Origin of the sequence: Janthinobacterium longum (genome assembly GCF_051380735.1) — a bacterium.
Lineage (GTDB): Bacteria > Pseudomonadota > Gammaproteobacteria > Burkholderiales > Burkholderiaceae_D > Janthinobacterium.
In genome coordinates, this window is sequence record NZ_JBNYXQ010000001.1 from 859,686 (window position 1) to 877,135 (window position 17,450).

Sequence of the window (17,450 nt, forward strand, 5' to 3'; positions counted from 1 at the left end):
AAAAAGGATGCGGGGGCGGAGCGTCCAGAAGAAAATACCCGACAATTTTACAGCAGTTATGCAACCCACACCGAACGCGCCTCACCGCGCGGCAAGGCCCTTCGGTGTTCATTGCACTTATTGCATCAAATAAAACCAGGCCGTAACCATTACGTTAGTTCGGCCCGGTTCCTGCGCGCCAGCCAGGCCAGCGGCAGCAGCGCCAGCAGGCAGGCCGCCACGCCAGCCCAGGGTGACAAGGCCATCGCCTGGCGTGCCACCATCAGCGCACCCAGCATGGAGCCCAGTGAAATGCCCAGGTTAAAGGCCGAGATATTCAGGCCCGACGCAAAGTCGACCGCCTCCGGCGTGTAGCGCTCGGCCGTGGCCAGCATGCCGGCCTGCAAGGCCGGCGTCAGGCCGAAGGCAAACGTACCCCACACAAACAGCATCACCACCATCATCGGCTGCGAGCCGATCGCCAGCGCCACGCCCACTTGCGTCACGGCCAGCAACAACAGCATCAGGCGCAGCGCTTTCTGCCAGCCATGATGACTGGTCAGGTAGCCACCAGCGAGGTTGCCGGCAAAGGTGGCAGCGCCAAACACGATCAGCAAGGCGCTGGCGGTGGTGCTGGAAAAGCCGCTGATGTCGGTCAATATCGGCGTAATGAAGGTGAAAGCGGCAAAGCTGCTGCCAAAACCGAAAATGGTCACCGCCATCATGGTCAGAATCGGGCCGTTGCCCAGCGCCGCCAGCTGCGTGGCCACCTTGCCGGGCGCGCCTTGCGCCAGCTTTGCCGGCAGCCAGCGCGCCATCGCGCCCAGGCCCAGGGCAGCCAGGACCGCCACGGCGAAGAAAGGCAGGCGCCAGCCCATCAGGTTGCCGAGGAAACTGCCTAGCGGCACGCCGATCACCATGGCCAGGGTCAGGCCGGCAAACATCACGGAGATCGCCCTGCCCGCCTGCGCTTTCGGCACCAGATTGGCCGCCACCGTGGCGCCGATGGCAAAAAAGGTGCCATGCGCCATTGCCGTGATGATGCGGCCCAGCAGCAATACCTCAAAGGTCTGCGACAGTGCCGCCAGCAGGTTGCCCGCCAAAAATACCGTCATCAGGCCCAGCAAGGCCTGCTTGCGCGGCAGGCGCGACAAGGCAATCACCAGTAGCGGCGTGCCGATGGCCAGCGCCAGCGCATACAGGCTGACCAGTGTTCCGGCAGATTCGAGGGAAATATGCAGGTCTTTCGCCATCGCCGGCAAGATGCCGACGACAATGAACTCGGTCACGCCGATGGCGAAAGCGCCAACGGCCAGCGACAGCACGCCAGGCGGCATTGTGGTGCTTGTAACGGTAGTGCTCATGCGGTTCTCCGGCAATCAATCAGGAATATCAGTGTAGAGCCTGCGGCATTTTTGATATAGACTCCTTGAATTGAAACACCCATGAAATGGATTCAACAATGGCCAGGCAAGACATCAACCGTGCCTTTGAAATGACGGTGTTCGTGACGGTGGTGGAAGCGGGTGGCTTTACGGCTGCGGGGCGCAAGCTGGCGCTGACGCCATCGGCCGTCAGCAAGTTGGTCAACCGGCTGGAAGCACGGCTTGGCGCACGCTTGCTCCAGCGCAGCACGCGCCAGCTGCACACCACGCCCGAAGGCGACGCGTTTTACGTGCAAAGCAAGCGCATCCTCGACGACATCGATGGCGCCGAGCGCGAAGCGGCGCAAGGCGCGGCGCCGCGCGGACGCCTGCGCATCAACTGTTTTGTCCCGTTCGGCGTGCGCCATCTGCTGCCGATCCTGCCCGAATTTGCGCAGCGCTATCCCGACATCGTGCTTGACGTGGTGATCAGCGACGCCGTGGTCGACCTGCTGGAAGACCGCACCGATATCGCCATTCGCACGGGCAAGCTCAAGGAATCGAACCTGGTGGCGCGCAAGCTTGGCGACGACGCGATGGTGGTGGTCGCCTCGCCGGCCTATCTGGCGCGCCACGGCATGCCGCTTACGCCGGCCGAGCTTGGCGAACATAATCTGCTAGCCTTCAATTTTCGTTGCCAGAACGAGACCTGGCCTTTTCTCGATGGTACACAAAGCCTGCTGCAAGTCACGCCCCGTGGCAATACCCAGGTCAGCGATGGCGACAGCATGCGACATCTGGTACTGGCCGGCATGGGACTCGGGCGGTTTTCACGGCTGCATGTGCAGCCCGATATCGACCGTGGCCTGCTGCTGCCGGTGCTCGAAGAGTTCAATCCCGGCGACCGGGAGATGGTACACGCCGTCTTCGTCGGCCCGGGCCAGCAAGTACCGGCGCGCGTGCGCGTGATGCTGGACTACCTGCTGGAAAAGGTCAGGCTGGCCTGACCAGGCCCTGCCAGGCAACGCTACATCACCTCTTCCAGCAGCAAATGCTTGCCTTCATCGAGCATGATTTCGAATTCGCTCGCCGTCACTGCCGGACTGAACAGATAACCTTGCAGCTGGTCGCAGCCCAGACTGCGTAGAAAACGCATCTGTTCCGGCGTTTCCACGCCTTCGGCGACGATTTCCTGGCGCAACTGCTGGGCCATGGTGACGATGGCGCGCGCGATGGCGCAATCGTTTTCTTCGTAGGGCAGGCCGATCACAAAGGCGCGGTCGATTTTCAAGGTGCTGATCGGGAACTTTTTCAGATACGCCAGGCTGGAATAGCCGGTGCCGAAGTCGTCCAGCGCCAGCGCCAGGCCCATGGCCACCAGTTCGTTCATGATCTCGATCACCTTTTCGGCGCCGCGCATCAGCAGGCTTTCGGTAATTTCCAGCATGATCTGGTCGGGCCGTACCTGGTAGCGCTCCAGCACTGCCGCCACGCGTGCCGGCAAGTGGGCGTCGAACTGGCGCGCCGACAGGTTGACGGCGATCACCGGCATGTGCAGGCCACGGTCTTCCCATTCGCGAATCTGGCGGCAGGCTTCGTCGAGCACCCAGGTACCGAGTTCCAGTATTAAACTGGTTTCCTCGGCGACGGGAATGAAGACGCCGGGCGAGACCATGCCGCGCAGCGGATGCTTCCAGCGCAGCAAGGCTTCCGCGCCGACGATCTGCCCGCTGCTCAAGCTCACTTTCGGCTGGTAATGCAGTTCCAGTTCCTGGTCGCCCAGGGCGACGCGCATTTCACTTTCCAGCCGCAAATGTTCCTTGGCGCGGCGGTTCATGTCTTCGCGGTAAAACAAAAAGGTCGGCTCAATGGTCTGCGCCGCTTTCGCCACGGCCACGTCGGCAAAGCGGAACAGCGCCGGCGCTTCCATGCCGTCTTCCGGGTAGACTGTAATGCCGATGCTGGCGCCCACATACAGGGCGTGGCTGTCGATGCGGATCGGCGCTTCGAGCAGGTTCAGCAGCTTTTGCGCCACATTCGCCGCGTGTTCGCGCTTTTCGATATGCAAGAGGGCGACGACGAATTTGCTGTTGTCCACGCGCGCCAGGATGTCTGCGTCGCGCAGCGCGCCACGGAACAGCTGCCCAATGGCGATCACCAGCTGGTCGCCCACTTCGTGGCCCAGGGTATCGCTGATCGAGCCGATGCGGCTGATGTCGATCACCATCAGCGCACCATGGCTTTGCTGGCGCTTCGCTTCGGCCAGGCCCTGTACCACCAGCTGGTTCAGCAGGCAGCGGTTGGGCAGCCCCGTCAAGGTGTCGTAATTGGCCATGCGCTGCATGCGCGCCTCGGCATCCTTGTGCACCGAGATATCGGAAAACAGCGAGAACACATGGCTGATTTCGCCATATTCATTGCGCACCACGCTGATGGTGACGGCTTGCGGAAACAGTTCGCCATTCTTGCGCCGACCGATGATTTCGCCGCGCCAGGAACCGTGGCCGCGCATGGCGGCGCGCACCTTGGCGCGAAACTCGGCGTCGTGCACGCCCGAGCGCAGCAGGTCCGGCGTGCGGCCGATCGCCTCAAACGGCGAGTAGCCGGTAATGCGGCTGAAGGAACTGTTGACGGACACGATGCGCTCATCGGCGTCGGTAATCAGCACGCCCTGTTCGCTGTCTTCGATGATGCGCGCGTGCAATTTCACCTTGTCGATATCGGGCAGCGGTTCGGCCAGCATGGACAGCCGCACGGCCACGCCGCAAGTCTTGCCGGACTGGTCGAGGATGGCGTGCCGCTGCATGCGCAGCCAGGTCAGCACGCCCGACTTCTTGCGGCGCAGCACATCGATGGCCACTTCGACCTGTGCCGGCAGCAATTCCACCGGGTTGGCTGTTATCTCGTCGGGCGGATACAGGAACAGGATGTGCTGGCCCAGTGCTTCGAATTCGGCATAACCGAACATCTGGTCGGCACCATGGTTCCAGCCGATCAGATAACCGTCCAGGTCAATTTCCAGCAAGGCATCGGACGGCGCCAGGCGCAGCACGGGCTGGCTGGCGCCACGCAGCAGTTCGAGTTCGACCTGCAATTGCGCCAGCGTTGCCGCCAGCTGCGTGCCGTCCTGCTGCTGCGCTTCATGGCTCAGGCGCAGGCACTGGGCTACCCGCGCCTCAAGCACGGCGTCTCCGGGCGGCGGTCAGCCTGCAGGAGGAGCGTGGATGGAGCGCTGCTGTATATGTCATGATCAAAATCCCGGGTCCGGCCTTGTTAGGCGCACAATGCTGTGAATATGATAACCTGAAATTGTTGTTCTATGTCAACATTTTACATGACTGGTGGCGGCACTTGCCCGCTCGCTCCGCCCGGCAGATAGCGCGCCAGGCGGGCAAACAGGTCAGGCTCGCGCATGCGCGCCATCCACCAGCGCAGCGCTGCGCCGTCTTCACCCACGCGCCAGGCCAGGTAAAAGGTCTCTGCCGGCTTCGGTTCTTCCACCGCCTTTTCCACCAGCAGCCCACGCGCAATGGCGGCGCGCGCGCATGGGCCCGGCAGGAAGCCGAAGCCCAGCCCCAGCACCTGGTAGTCAAACTTGACCTGCATGTTGGGCACGGTCAGCGCATCCTGCCCAAGCAGCAAGCCCACCGTACGCGGCACCAGCTGGCGCGCAGAGTCCGCCACTACCACGGCGCGGTGATGCTGCAGGTCGCCGCGCGACAATCGTCGATCGATCTGTGCCAGCGGATGCGTGGGCGCCACCGCAAACACGAAGTCCAGCATGCCCAGCGGCTGGGCAATATAGCCGCCGCCAGGCGGGCCGTCGCCGGGTGCACCCACCAGCAGATCGACGCGGCGCTCCAGCAACGCTTCCCAGGTACCGGACAAGGTTTCCTGCACCAGCCGCAAGCGCGTCTGCTGCGCCACTTCATAAAAGGCGGTGATATCGCCAGCCAGCGCCAGCGCGGAAAACACCGAATCGAGGCCGATCGCCAGTTCCGTTTCCCAGCCCGAGGCCACCCGGCGCACCCGGTGCTCCAGGTCCTGCGCGGCCTTCAGCAGATAGCGCCCTTCTTTCAGCAATTCCTGGCCAGCCGCCGTCAGCATCACTTTCGGGCCATTGCGCTGGAACACCTGCACGCCCAGGTCGTCTTCAAGTTTCGCCACCGTATAAGAGATGGTCGATGGCACCTTGTGCAGTTCCTTGCCGGCCGACGAGAACGAGCCACGGCGGTCGATGGCGTCGACGATTTGCAGGGCTTCCAGGCTGAGTCTTAGCATTCGATTTTTTCGATCATAGAGCGGTAATTTTTCCGTTTTTCTTTCTTGTACTGCAGGTCTATACTTTCTTCATCGCATCACGAAAGACGAAGTTAGCCCGGAAATGAGGGCAACGTTCCTTCGAAATTATCGCACATTAACCAACAAAGAAATGGAGCCTTACCATGTTACAAATCCGTCATAGCGAAGAACGCGGCGCAGCCAACCACGGCTGGCTCAATTCCCACCACAGCTTTTCTTTCGGCAGCTACCACGATCCGAAACACATGGGTTTTGGCCCTTTGCTGGTGATCAATGAAGACCGGGTCACGCCGGGCCAGGGTTTCGGCACGCACGGCCACCGCGACATGGAAATCATCTCGTATGTGCTCGACGGCGCGCTGGAACATAAAGACAGCATGGGCACCGGTTCGGTCCTGCACTACGGCGATGTGCAGCGCATGAGCGCCGGCACCGGTGTGCGTCACAGCGAGTTCAACCACTCGCAAACGGATGGCCTGCATTTCCTGCAGATCTGGATACAGCCGAGCGTGACCGGCATCGCCCCAAGCTACGAAGAGAAACACTTCGCGCCGGAAACCAAACAGGGCAAGCTGCGCCTGATTGCATCTTCCGACGGTCGCCAGGGTTCGGTGCTGATCCACCAGAACGCCGCGATCTACGCCAGCATTATGAAAGAAGGCGATGCGCTGGAACATGCTCTGGACCAAGGCCGCACCGCGTATGTGCACCTGATCCGCGGCAGCCTGGTAGTCAACGGCACGCCCTTGAAAGCGGGCGATGCACTGAAACTGACGCAGGAAGCCAAAGTAACGCTGGACCATGCAGAAGACGCCGAAGTGCTGCTGTTTGATTTGCCTTACTAAACCGATGCGAGGGAAACAGGCTGCAGCGCACCACGCTGCAGCAGGCAAATAGCAGCCACGGAAACCGTTTTCCTGCTTTTTGGTATGATGGCAAGGCGCGCCGGCACCGCAGTGGTGCAGCGCGCCTTTTATTTTTGATACTTACCTATATGAGCACAACCATGCAAAGCGGCGCGGACCTCCTGGCGACAGGCGAATTGGATTACACGACTTCCTGTGCACTGCCAACGCCGTGGGCCCAGTTCACGCTGCACGCCTTTGTCGAACACGCCACCGGCAAGGAACACCTGGCCATGGTGCTGGGCAATGTCGGCGACGGCGCCCCGGTGCTGGCACGCGTGCATTCCGAATGCCTGACCGGCGACGTGCTGTTTTCGCAGCGTTGCGACTGTGGCGCCCAGCTCGAAGGCGCGCTCAAACGCATCGCCGAGGAAGGCCGCGGCATCCTGCTGTATCTGCGCCAGGAAGGACGCGGCATCGGCCTGATCAACAAGATCCGCGCCTACCGCCTGCAGGAAGCGGGCGCCGACACGGTGCAGGCCAATGAACAGCTGGGCTTCAAGGCCGATGCGCGCAACTACACCTTGTGCAAGCCGATGTTCGAGCAATTCGGCATCCACAGCCTGCGCCTGATGACAAATAATCCGCGCAAGATCGCGGCCATGGAAGCGCTTGGCGTAACGGTGTTTGAACGCGTGCCGCTGCTGGTCAACCGCAACGCCTTCAACCAGCACTACCTGAACACCAAGGAAAGCAAGCTTGGCCACATGATGACACCGGCAGAAGCACCAGCGCTGGAAGACGGCGCCCTGTAAGCTTTGCCACGCGGGCCGGGCGCGTGGCCTGGTGCGCCACCTGCTTTCCTCACGCCCCAAGGATGCATGAAACTACTCGATACTGCCCTGTTGCTGGCTGGCCTGTCCGCCACCGGCACGCACGCCGCCCCGGCGCCCGCCGCGCTCCCTGCCGCCACCGCAGCCACGCCCGCCAAGCCGCCGCCGGCCACGGCAGCGCCCGCCGCAACCGAAAATGCAGCGCTGCCGCCACCGTCGTCAGCCGCGCAAAAACTGTACACGGCCGCCCGCGCCGACATCCTGCAAGTACGCGTACTGCTGAAAAATGGCCGCACCCAGTCGTCGGTCGGTTCGGGCTTTTTGATCGGCACCGGTGACCTGGTGGTCACCAACTACCATGTGGTATCGCAGTTCGCGCTCGACCCCGACACCTACGTGGGCGAATGGGTGGACACGGCCGGCCAGCGCGGCAATGTGGAGTTGCTGGCAGTCGACGTGCTGCACGACCTGGCCGTGATTCGTGTCAGCCGCCACGGCACGGGCTTTTTCAAGATGCCGGCACAGCTGGCAACGCTGACGCAAGGCCAGTACCTGTATTCGATGGGCAATCCGCTGGACCTGGGCTTTGCGATTTCCGAAGGCGCTTACAACGGCGTCGTCACGCGCAGCTTTTATGACCAGCTGATGTTTACGGGTCCGATCAATTCCGGCATGAGCGGCGGGCCCAGCGTGACGGCCAGTGGCGACGTGGCCGGCATCAATGTGTCCAAACGGCTGGACGGCGAACTGGTCAGCTTCCTGGTGCCGGCCCGCTACGCCCAGCAGTTGCTGGAGCAGGCGGCGCACCTGAACCAGCCACCGAAGGACTTCAAGCCGGTGGTGACAGCGCAATTGCTGGCGCACCAGGACGCCATGGTGGCGCGCCTGCTGGCAACCCCGTTGAGCCTGAAAGCGATGGGGCCGTATCGCGTGCCGGTGCGCGAATCGGAACAGATGCGCTGCTGGGGCCGTTCCAACGTGAAGGCCGACAAGCCCTACACCATCGACAATACGAGTTGCGCGATGGAGTCGGCGATCTTTATTTCCGGCGCCCTGCAAACCGGGCAGGTGTCGATGCGCCACGAGTTCCTGCGCAGCAGCGAGCTGGGCGCCCTGCGCTTTGCCGAGCTGGCCAGCACCTCGTTCAAGAATGAAAGTTTCGGCAGCTACAAAAGCGCCAGCCTGACCGGCCCGCACTGCACCGAGCAGTTCGTCAGGAACGCCACCGTGCCGCTGCGCGCCGTCATGTGCGTGCGCGCCTACCGCAAATTTCCCGGCCTGTATGATTTTTCCCTGCTGGCCGCCAGCACCGATGAGCCACTGATGAATCTGCAAAGCCGCATCGACGCGAGCGGCGTGTCGTATGCCAATGGCCTGCGCGTAACGCGCACCTTCCTTGAAGCGCTGGCGCGCACGCCGTCAAACAAACTGGCAGGCAAGCCATGAGAGCGCCCTATTACATCGAGATCCTGGCCGCTAATGGCGAGGTGCAACAGCGCCAGCGAGTGGAGTCCTTGCCGATCCGCATCGGCCGCAGCTACGACAACGACTTCATCCTCGACGACGCACATACGGCACCCGAACACGCCATCGTTGAAGACGACGGCGAAGGCGGCCTGCTGCTGCGCGACCTGGGCAGCCATAACGGCGTGATCCATCAGGGCAAGCGCCAGCCAACCCTGGCTTTGCAAGGCGACACCGTGGTGCGCCTGGGCCACACGCGGCTGCGCGTGCGCGGCGCCGACCAGCCGGTCGCACCTGAACGCAGCGACACCACCATGCATGGCTGGGAGGGCTTGCGCCCGGCCGTGGCTGGCCTGGCCATGATTGCGGCCTCGGCCGCTTTCAGCAACTGGCTCGGTGACGCCGAGAAGTTCGAGCCGATTTCCTATCTGATGATCATCGCCTATGCGATGGCCGGCGGCCTGGTGTGGGCCTCGGTCTGGGCCGTGGCCAACCGCCTGTTCGGCCAGACGGCGCGTTTCGGGCGACATGTCTTCATCATCGGCTGCGGCCTGGTGGCAATGGAAATGTGGGAACTGGGCAGCAGCGTGGCCGCCTATGCGCTGTCGCTCGAAGTGCTGACGCGTTATGGACGCCATATGTTCATCGTCATCATCTGCACCATGATCTTCTTCCACCTGTGGACCATCAAGCCCCAGCACCCGCGCCGCTTCGCGCTGGTGGGCGCGGTGCTGGCGATTATCGGCTCGGCCATGATTTTGCTGGGTAATCTGCAAAGCAATGGCCGCCTGTCCGACGAGCTGTATATGTCGGTGCTGTATCCGCCGGTACTGCGTCTCAGTCCCGACCATACGACCGATGCCTTGTTCAAGGATGCGCAGGCGCTGCAAAAAGGCGTCGATGCGGAACGCGGCAAGGGTGGGGACGGCGATGAAGACAGCGAGGATGACGGCGGCGACTGAACGGTCACTGCCAACAGGAAGCCCGCCGGCACGGTAACGCGCCAGCGGGCTTTTTTATTGCAGCACAGGGTGCTTACGCCTGAAAGTTGACCTCCTGCGTGCTGCGCCGGCAGGTAAACGCCAGCAGGCCCAGGCCGATCATCAGCATGGCGTAGATCGACGGTTCCGGCACGGCCGAGACCGCGGCCAGGCCGTCAGTGGAACTGAAGCTGGCGAAGCTGCTGTTGCCCGCCTTGAACTGGGCTTGCTGGAAGCCGTCGCAGCAGCTTTCCAGGCCATAAATGCTCAAGCTGTGGTTGCCGGCGGCCAAGGTGCTGCTGCCGCTCAGGAAGCCATTGCTGTTGTTGTAGCTGCCGTTCCACCACATGTCGCTGGTGCCGACGTCGAGCGCCACGCCGTCAAGGAACAAGGCGCCGCCATTCGAGAAATCAACGCCGGTGCGAACGCTCCAGCTGCCGGCCTGGGCGGTGGTGACGCCGAAATCGATGGTCGAACGAAACGCGATATTGGTCGAACTGCCGAACAGGCTGCTGTTATCGAGGGCGTTATAGCTGGCAACGGTCTTGCTGCCATAGCCCAGGGTTGGCCTGGCAACGGCGGCATCGACCACGGTTTTGTACGCGTCGGCGCTTTTTTGCGCGCCGGCAGTGGTATAGCCGGTGGAAACAGTAATGGTGCTGGCACCCGCGTTCGCGTGGGCAAACACACCAGCGGCGAGCAGGCACAGGGCAAATTCAGGCAAGTTTTTCATGATGTATCCAGTGATAAAGGGCGTGGGAGCGCTTCAGCTGAATTCACGCTGCATTGAGGCGTGTCGCCGGTGCGCTGCAAACTGCAGTAATGAGCGGCCGGTGGCATGAACCCCGCGCGGGTGGCGGACTTGCGGCAGCGCGATTGCGCCACAAGTGTCCTGGAAAAGGGTCGGGTTTCCGGAACAGGATCAAAACGGTAGACGGGTCAGGCAAGACAATGACACTATTCTATCTGAAAATTCTCAAATGCAAAGAATTTTTCTTTTTGCCATCAAAGATATTTTAGTTGCAACTATTAAAATTCGGCGCAACCAGGGAAAATGCGGCGTGTGACGTCTCTGGACGTACTTGCCGCTGCAGCCCGGGTGTCGCACCTGCGCTACAAACCGTACGGGAACTGTCGCGTGGCGCCACATTCTTTTCGCGCATGCCTGCCCCACGCGCCGGAGCTACATGGCAAAATGCATCTACGTTGCTGTTTGTCCGATAAGGGAGAAAGAGGAAATGGTCGACCTGGAAGAACTACGCTATCTGGCATTGTCATTTCCCGATACCACCGAGGAAGAGCACCACGACCGCCCCGCTTTTCGCGTCGGCGGCAAGATCTTCGCCACCCTGCCCGACGATGAACACATCAATGTACTGCTCGATGCGGAAGCGGCGCATATCGCCACCGTGATCTCGCCCACCGGCTGCGAAAAACTGCTGTGGGGAGAACGCTTGGCCGGCATCACGGTGCGCCTGGCGGACGCCGAACTGGACATGCTGGCGGCGGCCCTGACGGCGGCCTGGCGACGCAAGGCGCCGAGCGACCTGGCGAAAACCATCTCGTCCGGTTCCTGACCTCGTGCGGCGTCAGATGCGCCCGCGCCTGAATTCGCCAAGAAACTTGTTTACTTCGGTCGGCGTCATCGGCACGTCGGCGTCGCCATGCCAGGCGTACAGATACGGCGTGCCGCCGAGGCGGTCGGTCAGTTTGGCGGACAATAAAAAACGGCTGCCCAGTGGGTAGCGCCGCAGGTCAAGCAGGCGGCGCGAGCACTGCACGGCCAGCTCGGGCGAGAACGCCTGCCCCGGCACAGGGCGAATTTCCAGCTTGCCTTGAATCTCGCGCGATTCGACGGCGACCTGCCGATAGGCATAGGTATCACGGGCCATGGAGTACTCTTCCTGAACAAAGGCGCCATCTTAAAGCACGACGGCGCCTTGCCTGGTGTTTTACTGCGCCACGATGCGCAGCAGCTTGCCGTTGCTCTCGTCCGTCAGCGCATACAGGTAGCCGTCCGGCCCCTGCTTCACGTCACGCACGCGCTCGCCGATGGCCAGGCGGTCCTGGCCTATGACCTTGCCATTGCCGTCGAGCGCCACGCGGCGGATATCCTTGGCCGCCAGACCGCCGCTGAACACGCTGCCGCGCCAGGCAGGGATCTTGTCACCCGAATACACGGCCAGGCCCGATGGCGCCGGCGACGGCACCCAGGCCACGCTGGGGTTGATCATGCCGGCCACTTCGTGCTTGCCCACCGGCTCATGGGTTTTATAGTCGGCGCCATAGGTTTGCAGCGGCCAGCCGTAGTTGCCGCCGGCCACCACCAGGTTCAGCTCGTCGCCGCCGTAAGGGCCGTGTTCGGTGGCCCAGATCCGGCCCGAGACCGGATCGCGCGCCAGGCCCTGGATATTGCGGTGGCCCATCGACCAGATTTCCGGCAGCGCGCCCTTGGCAGCCAGCGGATTGCCGGGCGCCGGCTTGCCTTCGTCGGTCAGGCGCAATATCGAGCCAAGGTGGGTGGCGGGATTTTGTGCCTGCTCGCGCGCCAGGCGGTCGCCTATGCGCAGCGGCGGGTTGCCACCGTCGGCCACGCTCATCAGCAAAGTGCCGTCGGGCAGCCACAGCAGGCGCGAGCCGAAATGCTGGCCGCCGCTCTTGTCGGTGGAGACCTTGAACAAGGTCTTGATACCCGTCACCTTCTTGCCATCGAACACACCCTGCACCAGGGTCGTGCGATTCGCCTCGCTGGTGCCGGTCGCCACCGTCATATAGACGCGTGGATTCGGCTTGGCCGCATCCTGCGGGTGCAGCACGATATCGAGCAGGCCGCCCTGCCCGCCCGTAAAGACTGTCGGCATGCCTTCCAGCACCACTTCGTCGAATTTCTGGCCGTTCAGGATATGCAAGCTGCCCTGCTTGCTGGTGACCAGCACACGGCCGTCACCCAGCCAGGCGATGCCCCACGGCTGGCGCACGCCTTCAGCCACCGTCACGGCGCGCCAGGCCTGTTTCGCGGCCGGTGGTTCGCCGCTGGCGGCCAGTTCGGCGTGGGCGGGCAACATCGAGGCCCCCAGACTTCCCAGCAACAGGGCAGTGGCGAGACAAGTGCGCTTGAAGATAGGCATCGTGGAATTCTCCTGTTTGAATGAAAAAAGGCGGCAAGGAGGGCAATACCCATCTTGCCGCCTTCTTAAAATATCACAGATCGCCGGGCGCACGCGCCGCTCCATGATCGACGATCAGCGATACACCAGATAGCCTTTGGCGCACGCCCTTGAGCTGATATGGTACGAGATCAAGCCTTCAGCAGCAACGCCACCGCCTCCGCCGCTATCCCCTCTTCGCGGCCCAGATAGCCCAGCTTTTCATTGGTCTTGGCCTTGATATTGACCTGGCCCACGGTGACGCCCAAATCCTCGGCCACGTTGGCGCACATGGCGGCTATATGGGGCGCCATTTTCGGGCGCTGGGCGATGATGGTGGCGTCGATATTGCCGACCACATAGCCTGCGGCGCGCACGCGCGCGGCGGCTTCGCGCAGCAGGGTGCGCGAGTCGGCACCCTTGAAGCGGGCATCGGTGTCCGGGAAATGGCGGCCGATATCGCCCAGCGCCGCCGCGCCGAAGATGGCGTCGGTGATCGCGTGCAGCAGCACGTCGGCGTCGGAGTGGCCCAGCAATCCCAGGTGATGCGGGATCTTCACGCCGCCGATGATCAGGTCGCGGTTTTCCACCAGCGCGTGGCAGTCATAGCCCTGGCCGATGCGGAACGGTAATACGGGAGTGGTGGTCATGGTGGCTTTCAGTTCAGTTCGGGATGTTGCAAGTACAGTTCGGCGGTGGCTATGTCGCGCGGCAAGGTCACTTTCAGGTTGCGAGGATGGCCCTCGACCAGTTTTGGCGCCAGGCCCAGCGCTTCGATGGCAGAAGCGTCGTCGGTAATCGCATGCGGGTCGGGTACTTCGGACAGGGCGTGGCGCAGCAGCGCGTAGGAAAACATTTGCGGCGTTTGCGCCAGCCACAGGTTGTCGCGCGACACGGTGGTGACCGACATATTGTCTTGCTCCGCCCGCTTGACGGTGTCGACCACCGGCAAGGCCAGCAAGCCACCGGCCGGATGGTCACCCACTTCGGCGATCAGCCTGGCGATCAGGGACGGCGTCAGGCCCGGCCGCGCCGCGTCATGCACCAGTACCTGGTCCTGCCCCTGCAACACGCCTTCCAGCGCATGCAGGCCATTCAAGATACTCTCCATGCGAGTGGCGCCGCCGCAGCGCAGAACCGTCACGCCATGCCCGGGCAGCACGCTGTCGATCCAGCCGTCGTCAGCGCTGACCACCACATAGGTGTGGCTGACCAGCGGGCTGGCCAGAAAGGCGTCCAGCGCGTGGCGCAGCATCGGCTTGCCGGCGATCGGGAGGTATTGCTTGGGGATGTTTGCTTCCATGCGTGCGCCCACGCCGGCGGCCGGGATCAATGCAACATGGCGCGCGGTATTGAGTTGTTCTGTCATTGCTGCTTTCCTCACTTGGGGGCCGGCGCAACCTTGCCGGCCAGGATATTCTGAATTTCGCCATTGCAGGCCTTGCCGAGACGCGCATATTCCTGCGGCGTATCGATGGCCGCCTGCAGGGTTTCCACCTTGCGCATTTCTGCCTTGATATACGGCAGCCAGCCGGTGTCGATCTCGCGCGCCAGCGCCGCCTTGGCGGTGCCACGCGGCGCATACAGGGGGCGCGCCTCGAACCGCCTGGCCAGCGCGGCGCGCACGGTTTTTTCCACCCGAGGCAAATGGTCCATATAGGTTTTCATGTGCCGCAGCTCATGCTTGAGTATCTCATCATACGCGCAGGTACCGGGAGGAAACTCACGGCCGATATAGATGATCACGGGGGCGTAGGTCAGGCTTACGCCGATCTGTGGCGCCACGCATTCATAGCCGCTGACGGGATCGAACAGCATCGGACCGGCCAGCGCGATTTTCACCTGCGAATCGGTCTTGGTCAGGCCCAGCACGAAGGCATTGCTGCGTACCTCGCCCTTCATCACGGTCAGCGCCCGGTATGGCAGATGGGTGTCGATGCTGTAGCCATTTTGCTGCGCCGTCAGCACGGAGACCGTCTTGCTGATGGTGTCTTCGCAGCGCACCTGGAATGGCGTGCGTGCCTGTGCCTGCGCGCTCAGGCTGCAGCAGGCCAGCAACAGGAACAGCAGCGTGCGCATCCGGCAAATCAGCCTGGCTGCCAGGCGCCGCTGGTGATCTTGTCGAGCCAGAAGATGCCGATCACGGTCTTGACGTCGGTAATCGTGCCGTCGCGCACCCAGTCCAGCAATTGCGGCACGGTGGCGGTAAACGTTTCCAGGAATTCTCCATCGTCGAGCTGGCGCTCGCCTGCCACCAGACCGCGCGCCAGGAACAGTTCCAGGTGCTCGTCCGAATAGGCGATGGCGTTATGGATGGTGGAAATAAATCGCCAGTCGCTGGCCGTGTAGCCGGTCTCTTCCAGCAGCTCGCGCTGGGCACAGGCCAGGTGGGCTTCGCCCGCATCGATTTTACCGGCGGGAAACTCAATAAATACTTTGTTCAGCGGGTAGCGGAACTGGCGCTCCATCAGCACCGTGCCGTCATCGAGCAACGGCAGGATCACCACCGCGCCCGGGTGCAGGATATATTCGCGGTCGGTGATCTTGCCATCGGGCAGGCTGACCCGGTCGCGTTGCACCTGCAGGAAGCTACCGGTAAAAACGGTTTCGCCGTCGACTTTGGTTTCTAGCAGATTCGTGTCCATGCATGTTCCTTTATTCAATGAAAAACGGCGCCAGAGGCGCCGCTTTTAAAGTGGTGTTTAGCGGCGTTTGCGCAGGTAGCGCGCCACGAAACCGGGGAAGGCCAGGACCAGGAACAAGCATCCCGTAATGGCATAAAACTCCCAGGTTTGCGGAAACGCATTGCCTAGGCGCGCTTCGAGCATGTATGCCACGCTGCCGACGATAAAGTACAGGATCACCATCTCCAGCAGGCGCAGGGCCAGCGGCTTGCGCCAGCTCTTGCCATCGGCTGGCGCCGCGTGCTTCAAGGGCACGGCGGCAAACAGCTTGTCGTTGAAGAAAGGCAGGTTGGCCGCCAGGATGCCCAGAGCGATGACCAGCCAGCTGGAAGCCATGGCATCCATGCTCTTACGACACCAGCGTTTTGGAAATCGCGGTGGCGCAGGCTGCCAGGATGCTCTGTGGCAGCACGCCCAGTACCAGTACCAAGGCGCCGTTGGCGGCCAGCACGATGCGCATGTCGCCATGCACCACCAGCGCGCTGGTGTCGGTCGGCTCGTCGAACCACATCATCTTTACCACGCGCAGGTAGTAGAACGCGCCGATCAGCGAGAACAGCACGGCAACGACGGTCAGCCAGATCTGGCCCGTGCCCAGCACAACAGCCAGCACCGAGTACTTGGCCATGAAGCCCATCAATGGTGGCACGCCGGCCAGCGAGAACATGAAGGCAGTCATCACCAGTGCGAAGATCGGGCTGCGTTTGCCCAGGCCCTTGAAGTCGGCCAGTTCTTCCGCCTCGAAGCCGTTGCGGGCCAGCAGCATGATTACGCCGAAGGTACCGAGCGTGGTAAACACATAGGTCACGACGTAGTACATGGCTGCGCCATAGGCGGTGGCCGCACCGGTAGCGTTCAGCACGCCGGTGGCTTCGGTAAAGGTACCCGACAGCAAGCCCAGCAGCACGAAGCCCATCTGTGCAATCGTCGAGTAAGCCAGCATGCGCTTCAGGTTGGTCTGTGCGATCGCGGTGAAGTTACCGATTGCCAGCGACATCACGGCCAGCACCATCAGCATCTGTTGCCAGTCGCGTGCCAGTGGCAGCAGGCCTTCAGCCAGCAAGCGCAGGCAGATGGCGAACGCGGCCAGTTTTGGCGCCGCGCCCAGCAGCAACGTCACTGCCGTTGGCGAACCCTGATACACGTCAGGCACCCACATGTGGAATGGCACCACGCCCAGTTTGAAAGCCAGGCCGGCAACCAGGAACACCAGGCCGAAGACCATGATGGTGTGGTTTTCCTTGCCCGTTTCCAGAATCGCGCGTACTGCGTTCAGGTCCAGCGTGCCGGTCGCGCCGTACAGCATCGAGATACCGTACAACATGAAGCCGGAAGCCAGCGCACCGAGGATGAAGTATTTCATCGCCGCTTCGGTGGCCTTGGCGTTATCACGGCGCAAGGCGATCAGCGCGTACAGCGAAAGCGACATCAGTTCCAGACCCAGGTAGATGATCAGGAAGCTGTTGGCCGAGATCATGATCATCTGACCCAGCAGTGCAAACAGGGCCAGCACGTAGAACTCGCCGCCCAGATTACCCGACAGCATGGTGCGGTCGGTAGCATAACTGCGTGAGTAGATCAGGGTCATGGCGACGGCGCCATACGAGAACAGTTTCAGCAACTGCGACATCGGGTCCGACACGAACATGTTGTGGAACGTGTAGACAGTGGTGCCGGCGTTGAAGTCGCCCACGGTCAGCAAGGCGCAGCCGGCCAGGGTCAGCAGCGACAGCGCATAGGTGATCGAACGCTTTGCCGCAGGCAAGAACATATCGATCAGCAGGATCGCCGAGGTGGCGATCAGCAGAAAGATTTCCGCGTACAGCGGTACCAGATTGGGTGAAGTAGTCATG

General features: G+C 62.2%; 18 protein-coding genes. 6 read left to right on the forward strand and 12 right to left on the reverse strand.

Annotated features, from left to right (window positions below):
- Window positions 1-149: 149 nt before the first annotated feature.
- Complete coding sequence (locus tag ACQ4WM_RS03890) at window positions 150-1,343, reverse strand: MFS transporter (RefSeq protein WP_436545386.1); 1,194 nt, start codon at window positions 1,341-1,343, stop codon at window positions 150-152.
- A 98-nt stretch (window positions 1,344-1,441) separates the two neighbouring features.
- Between ACQ4WM_RS03890 and ACQ4WM_RS03895 the strand changes: the two genes are divergently transcribed.
- Window positions 1,442-2,350, forward strand: coding sequence for a LysR family transcriptional regulator (locus ACQ4WM_RS03895; protein ID WP_436545387.1), 909 nt, complete (start codon window positions 1,442-1,444; stop codon window positions 2,348-2,350).
- Between the two features lie 20 nt (window positions 2,351-2,370).
- Here ACQ4WM_RS03895 and ACQ4WM_RS03900 read toward each other — a convergent pair whose 3' ends face one another.
- Together ACQ4WM_RS03900 and ACQ4WM_RS03905 are read right to left on the reverse strand one after the other, a co-directional pair.
- Window positions 2,371-4,527, reverse strand: a complete 2,157-nt coding sequence (locus tag ACQ4WM_RS03900) for a putative bifunctional diguanylate cyclase/phosphodiesterase (protein ID WP_436545388.1) — start codon at window positions 4,525-4,527, stop codon at window positions 2,371-2,373.
- Between the two features lie 146 nt (window positions 4,528-4,673).
- Window positions 4,674-5,624, reverse strand: coding sequence for a LysR family transcriptional regulator (locus ACQ4WM_RS03905; RefSeq protein WP_436545389.1), 951 nt, complete (start codon window positions 5,622-5,624; stop codon window positions 4,674-4,676).
- A 164-nt stretch (window positions 5,625-5,788) separates the two neighbouring features.
- On the opposite strand from ACQ4WM_RS03905, the gene ACQ4WM_RS03910 reads away from it, so the two are divergent.
- The 4 genes from ACQ4WM_RS03910 (at window position 5,789) to ACQ4WM_RS03925 (ending at window position 9,749) form a co-directional block, all read left to right on the forward strand.
- Window positions 5,789-6,490 (forward strand): pirin family protein, encoded by a 702-nt coding sequence (locus tag ACQ4WM_RS03910; RefSeq protein WP_436545390.1) that lies wholly within the window; start codon window positions 5,789-5,791, stop codon window positions 6,488-6,490.
- A gap of 161 nt (window positions 6,491-6,651) precedes the next feature.
- Window positions 6,652-7,305: a GTP cyclohydrolase II gene (ribA, locus tag ACQ4WM_RS03915; protein WP_436545391.1), complete on the forward strand. Its 654-nt coding sequence runs from the start codon at window positions 6,652-6,654 to the stop codon at window positions 7,303-7,305.
- A 66-nt stretch (window positions 7,306-7,371) separates the two neighbouring features.
- A complete protein-coding gene (locus tag ACQ4WM_RS03920; RefSeq protein ID WP_436545392.1) occupies window positions 7,372-8,769 on the forward strand; it encodes a S1 family peptidase in 1,398 nt (465 codons plus the stop codon).
- Window positions 8,766-9,749, forward strand: coding sequence for an FHA domain-containing protein (locus tag ACQ4WM_RS03925; RefSeq protein WP_436545393.1), 984 nt, complete (start codon window positions 8,766-8,768; stop codon window positions 9,747-9,749). Before ACQ4WM_RS03920 ends, ACQ4WM_RS03925 begins: the two co-directional genes overlap by 4 nt.
- Before the next feature lie 73 nt (window positions 9,750-9,822).
- Here the strand turns inward: ACQ4WM_RS03925 and ACQ4WM_RS03930 are convergent, their stop codons facing one another.
- Window positions 9,823-10,500 (reverse strand): CCXG family PEP-CTERM protein, encoded by a 678-nt coding sequence (locus tag ACQ4WM_RS03930; RefSeq protein ID WP_436545394.1) that lies wholly within the window; start codon window positions 10,498-10,500, stop codon window positions 9,823-9,825.
- A gap of 505 nt (window positions 10,501-11,005) precedes the next feature.
- Between ACQ4WM_RS03930 and ACQ4WM_RS03935 the strand changes: the two genes are divergently transcribed.
- Window positions 11,006-11,344, forward strand: coding sequence for an MmcQ/YjbR family DNA-binding protein (locus ACQ4WM_RS03935; protein WP_436545395.1), 339 nt, complete (start codon window positions 11,006-11,008; stop codon window positions 11,342-11,344).
- A gap of 12 nt (window positions 11,345-11,356) precedes the next feature.
- On the opposite strand, the gene ACQ4WM_RS03940 is transcribed toward ACQ4WM_RS03935, so the two are convergent.
- The 8 genes from ACQ4WM_RS03940 to nuoN form a co-directional block, all read right to left on the reverse strand.
- Entirely contained in the window at window positions 11,357-11,659 is a 303-nt protein-coding gene (locus ACQ4WM_RS03940; protein WP_436545396.1) for a hypothetical protein, read from the reverse strand.
- Window positions 11,660-11,719: 60 nt separating this feature from the next.
- The gene (locus ACQ4WM_RS03945; protein ID WP_436545397.1) at window positions 11,720-12,895 is read right to left on the reverse strand and encodes a PQQ-dependent sugar dehydrogenase; all 1,176 of its coding nucleotides are present in this window, start codon (window positions 12,893-12,895) and stop codon (window positions 11,720-11,722) included.
- Window positions 12,896-13,065: 170 nt separating this feature from the next.
- Window positions 13,066-13,563, reverse strand: a complete 498-nt coding sequence (ispF, locus tag ACQ4WM_RS03950) for a 2-C-methyl-D-erythritol 2,4-cyclodiphosphate synthase (protein ID WP_436545398.1) — start codon at window positions 13,561-13,563, stop codon at window positions 13,066-13,068.
- Window positions 13,564-13,571: 8 nt separating this feature from the next.
- A complete protein-coding gene (gene ispD / locus ACQ4WM_RS03955) occupies window positions 13,572-14,282 on the reverse strand; it encodes a 2-C-methyl-D-erythritol 4-phosphate cytidylyltransferase (protein WP_436545399.1) in 711 nt (236 codons plus the stop codon).
- Between the two features lie 11 nt (window positions 14,283-14,293).
- Window positions 14,294-14,992 carry a hypothetical protein gene (locus tag ACQ4WM_RS03960; protein WP_436545400.1) on the reverse strand — a complete coding sequence of 233 codons (699 nt, stop codon included), beginning with the start codon at window positions 14,990-14,992 and terminating at the stop codon, window positions 14,294-14,296.
- A gap of 8 nt (window positions 14,993-15,000) precedes the next feature.
- Entirely contained in the window at window positions 15,001-15,558 is a 558-nt protein-coding gene (locus tag ACQ4WM_RS03965) for an NUDIX domain-containing protein (protein WP_436545401.1), read from the reverse strand.
- A 57-nt stretch (window positions 15,559-15,615) separates the two neighbouring features.
- Window positions 15,616-15,942 (reverse strand): DUF2818 family protein, encoded by a 327-nt coding sequence (locus ACQ4WM_RS03970; protein WP_436545402.1) that lies wholly within the window; start codon window positions 15,940-15,942, stop codon window positions 15,616-15,618.
- A 4-nt stretch (window positions 15,943-15,946) separates the two neighbouring features.
- Window positions 15,947-17,449 (reverse strand): NADH-quinone oxidoreductase subunit NuoN, encoded by a 1,503-nt coding sequence (gene nuoN, locus ACQ4WM_RS03975; RefSeq protein WP_436545403.1) that lies wholly within the window; start codon window positions 17,447-17,449, stop codon window positions 15,947-15,949.
- Window position 17,450 lies beyond the last annotated feature (1 nt).

What these genes read in the sequence shown, in the direction of transcription:
- ACQ4WM_RS03940 (WP_436545396.1), bottom strand. Translation starts at nt 11,659, where the DNA reads ATGGCCCGTGATACCTATGCCTATCGGCAGGTCGCCGTCGAATCGCGC.
- ACQ4WM_RS03910 (WP_436545390.1), top strand. Translation starts at nt 5,789, where the DNA reads ATGTTACAAATCCGTCATAGCGAAGAACGCGGCGCAGCCAACCACGGC.
- nuoN (WP_436545403.1), bottom strand. Translation starts at nt 17,449, where the DNA reads ATGACTACTTCACCCAATCTGGTACCGCTGTACGCGGAAATCTTTCTG.
- ACQ4WM_RS03905 (WP_436545389.1), bottom strand. Translation starts at nt 5,624, where the DNA reads ATGCTAAGACTCAGCCTGGAAGCCCTGCAAATCGTCGACGCCATCGAC.
- ACQ4WM_RS03945 (WP_436545397.1), bottom strand. Translation starts at nt 12,895, where the DNA reads ATGCCTATCTTCAAGCGCACTTGTCTCGCCACTGCCCTGTTGCTGGGA.
- ispD (WP_436545399.1), bottom strand. Translation starts at nt 14,282, where the DNA reads ATGACAGAACAACTCAATACCGCGCGCCATGTTGCATTGATCCCGGCC.
- ACQ4WM_RS03890 (WP_436545386.1), bottom strand. Translation starts at nt 1,343, where the DNA reads ATGAGCACTACCGTTACAAGCACCACAATGCCGCCTGGCGTGCTGTCG.
- ACQ4WM_RS03965 (WP_436545401.1), bottom strand. Translation starts at nt 15,558, where the DNA reads ATGGACACGAATCTGCTAGAAACCAAAGTCGACGGCGAAACCGTTTTT.
- ACQ4WM_RS03920 (WP_436545392.1), top strand. Translation starts at nt 7,372, where the DNA reads ATGAAACTACTCGATACTGCCCTGTTGCTGGCTGGCCTGTCCGCCACC.
- ACQ4WM_RS03925 (WP_436545393.1), top strand. Translation starts at nt 8,766, where the DNA reads ATGAGAGCGCCCTATTACATCGAGATCCTGGCCGCTAATGGCGAGGTG.
- ACQ4WM_RS03895 (WP_436545387.1), top strand. Translation starts at nt 1,442, where the DNA reads ATGGCCAGGCAAGACATCAACCGTGCCTTTGAAATGACGGTGTTCGTG.
- ACQ4WM_RS03960 (WP_436545400.1), bottom strand. Translation starts at nt 14,992, where the DNA reads ATGCGCACGCTGCTGTTCCTGTTGCTGGCCTGCTGCAGCCTGAGCGCG.
- ispF (WP_436545398.1), bottom strand. Translation starts at nt 13,563, where the DNA reads ATGACCACCACTCCCGTATTACCGTTCCGCATCGGCCAGGGCTATGAC.
- ACQ4WM_RS03935 (WP_436545395.1), top strand. Translation starts at nt 11,006, where the DNA reads ATGGTCGACCTGGAAGAACTACGCTATCTGGCATTGTCATTTCCCGAT.
- ACQ4WM_RS03930 (WP_436545394.1), bottom strand. Translation starts at nt 10,500, where the DNA reads ATGAAAAACTTGCCTGAATTTGCCCTGTGCCTGCTCGCCGCTGGTGTG.
- ACQ4WM_RS03970 (WP_436545402.1), bottom strand. Translation starts at nt 15,942, where the DNA reads ATGGATGCCATGGCTTCCAGCTGGCTGGTCATCGCTCTGGGCATCCTG.
- ribA (WP_436545391.1), top strand. Translation starts at nt 6,652, where the DNA reads ATGCAAAGCGGCGCGGACCTCCTGGCGACAGGCGAATTGGATTACACG.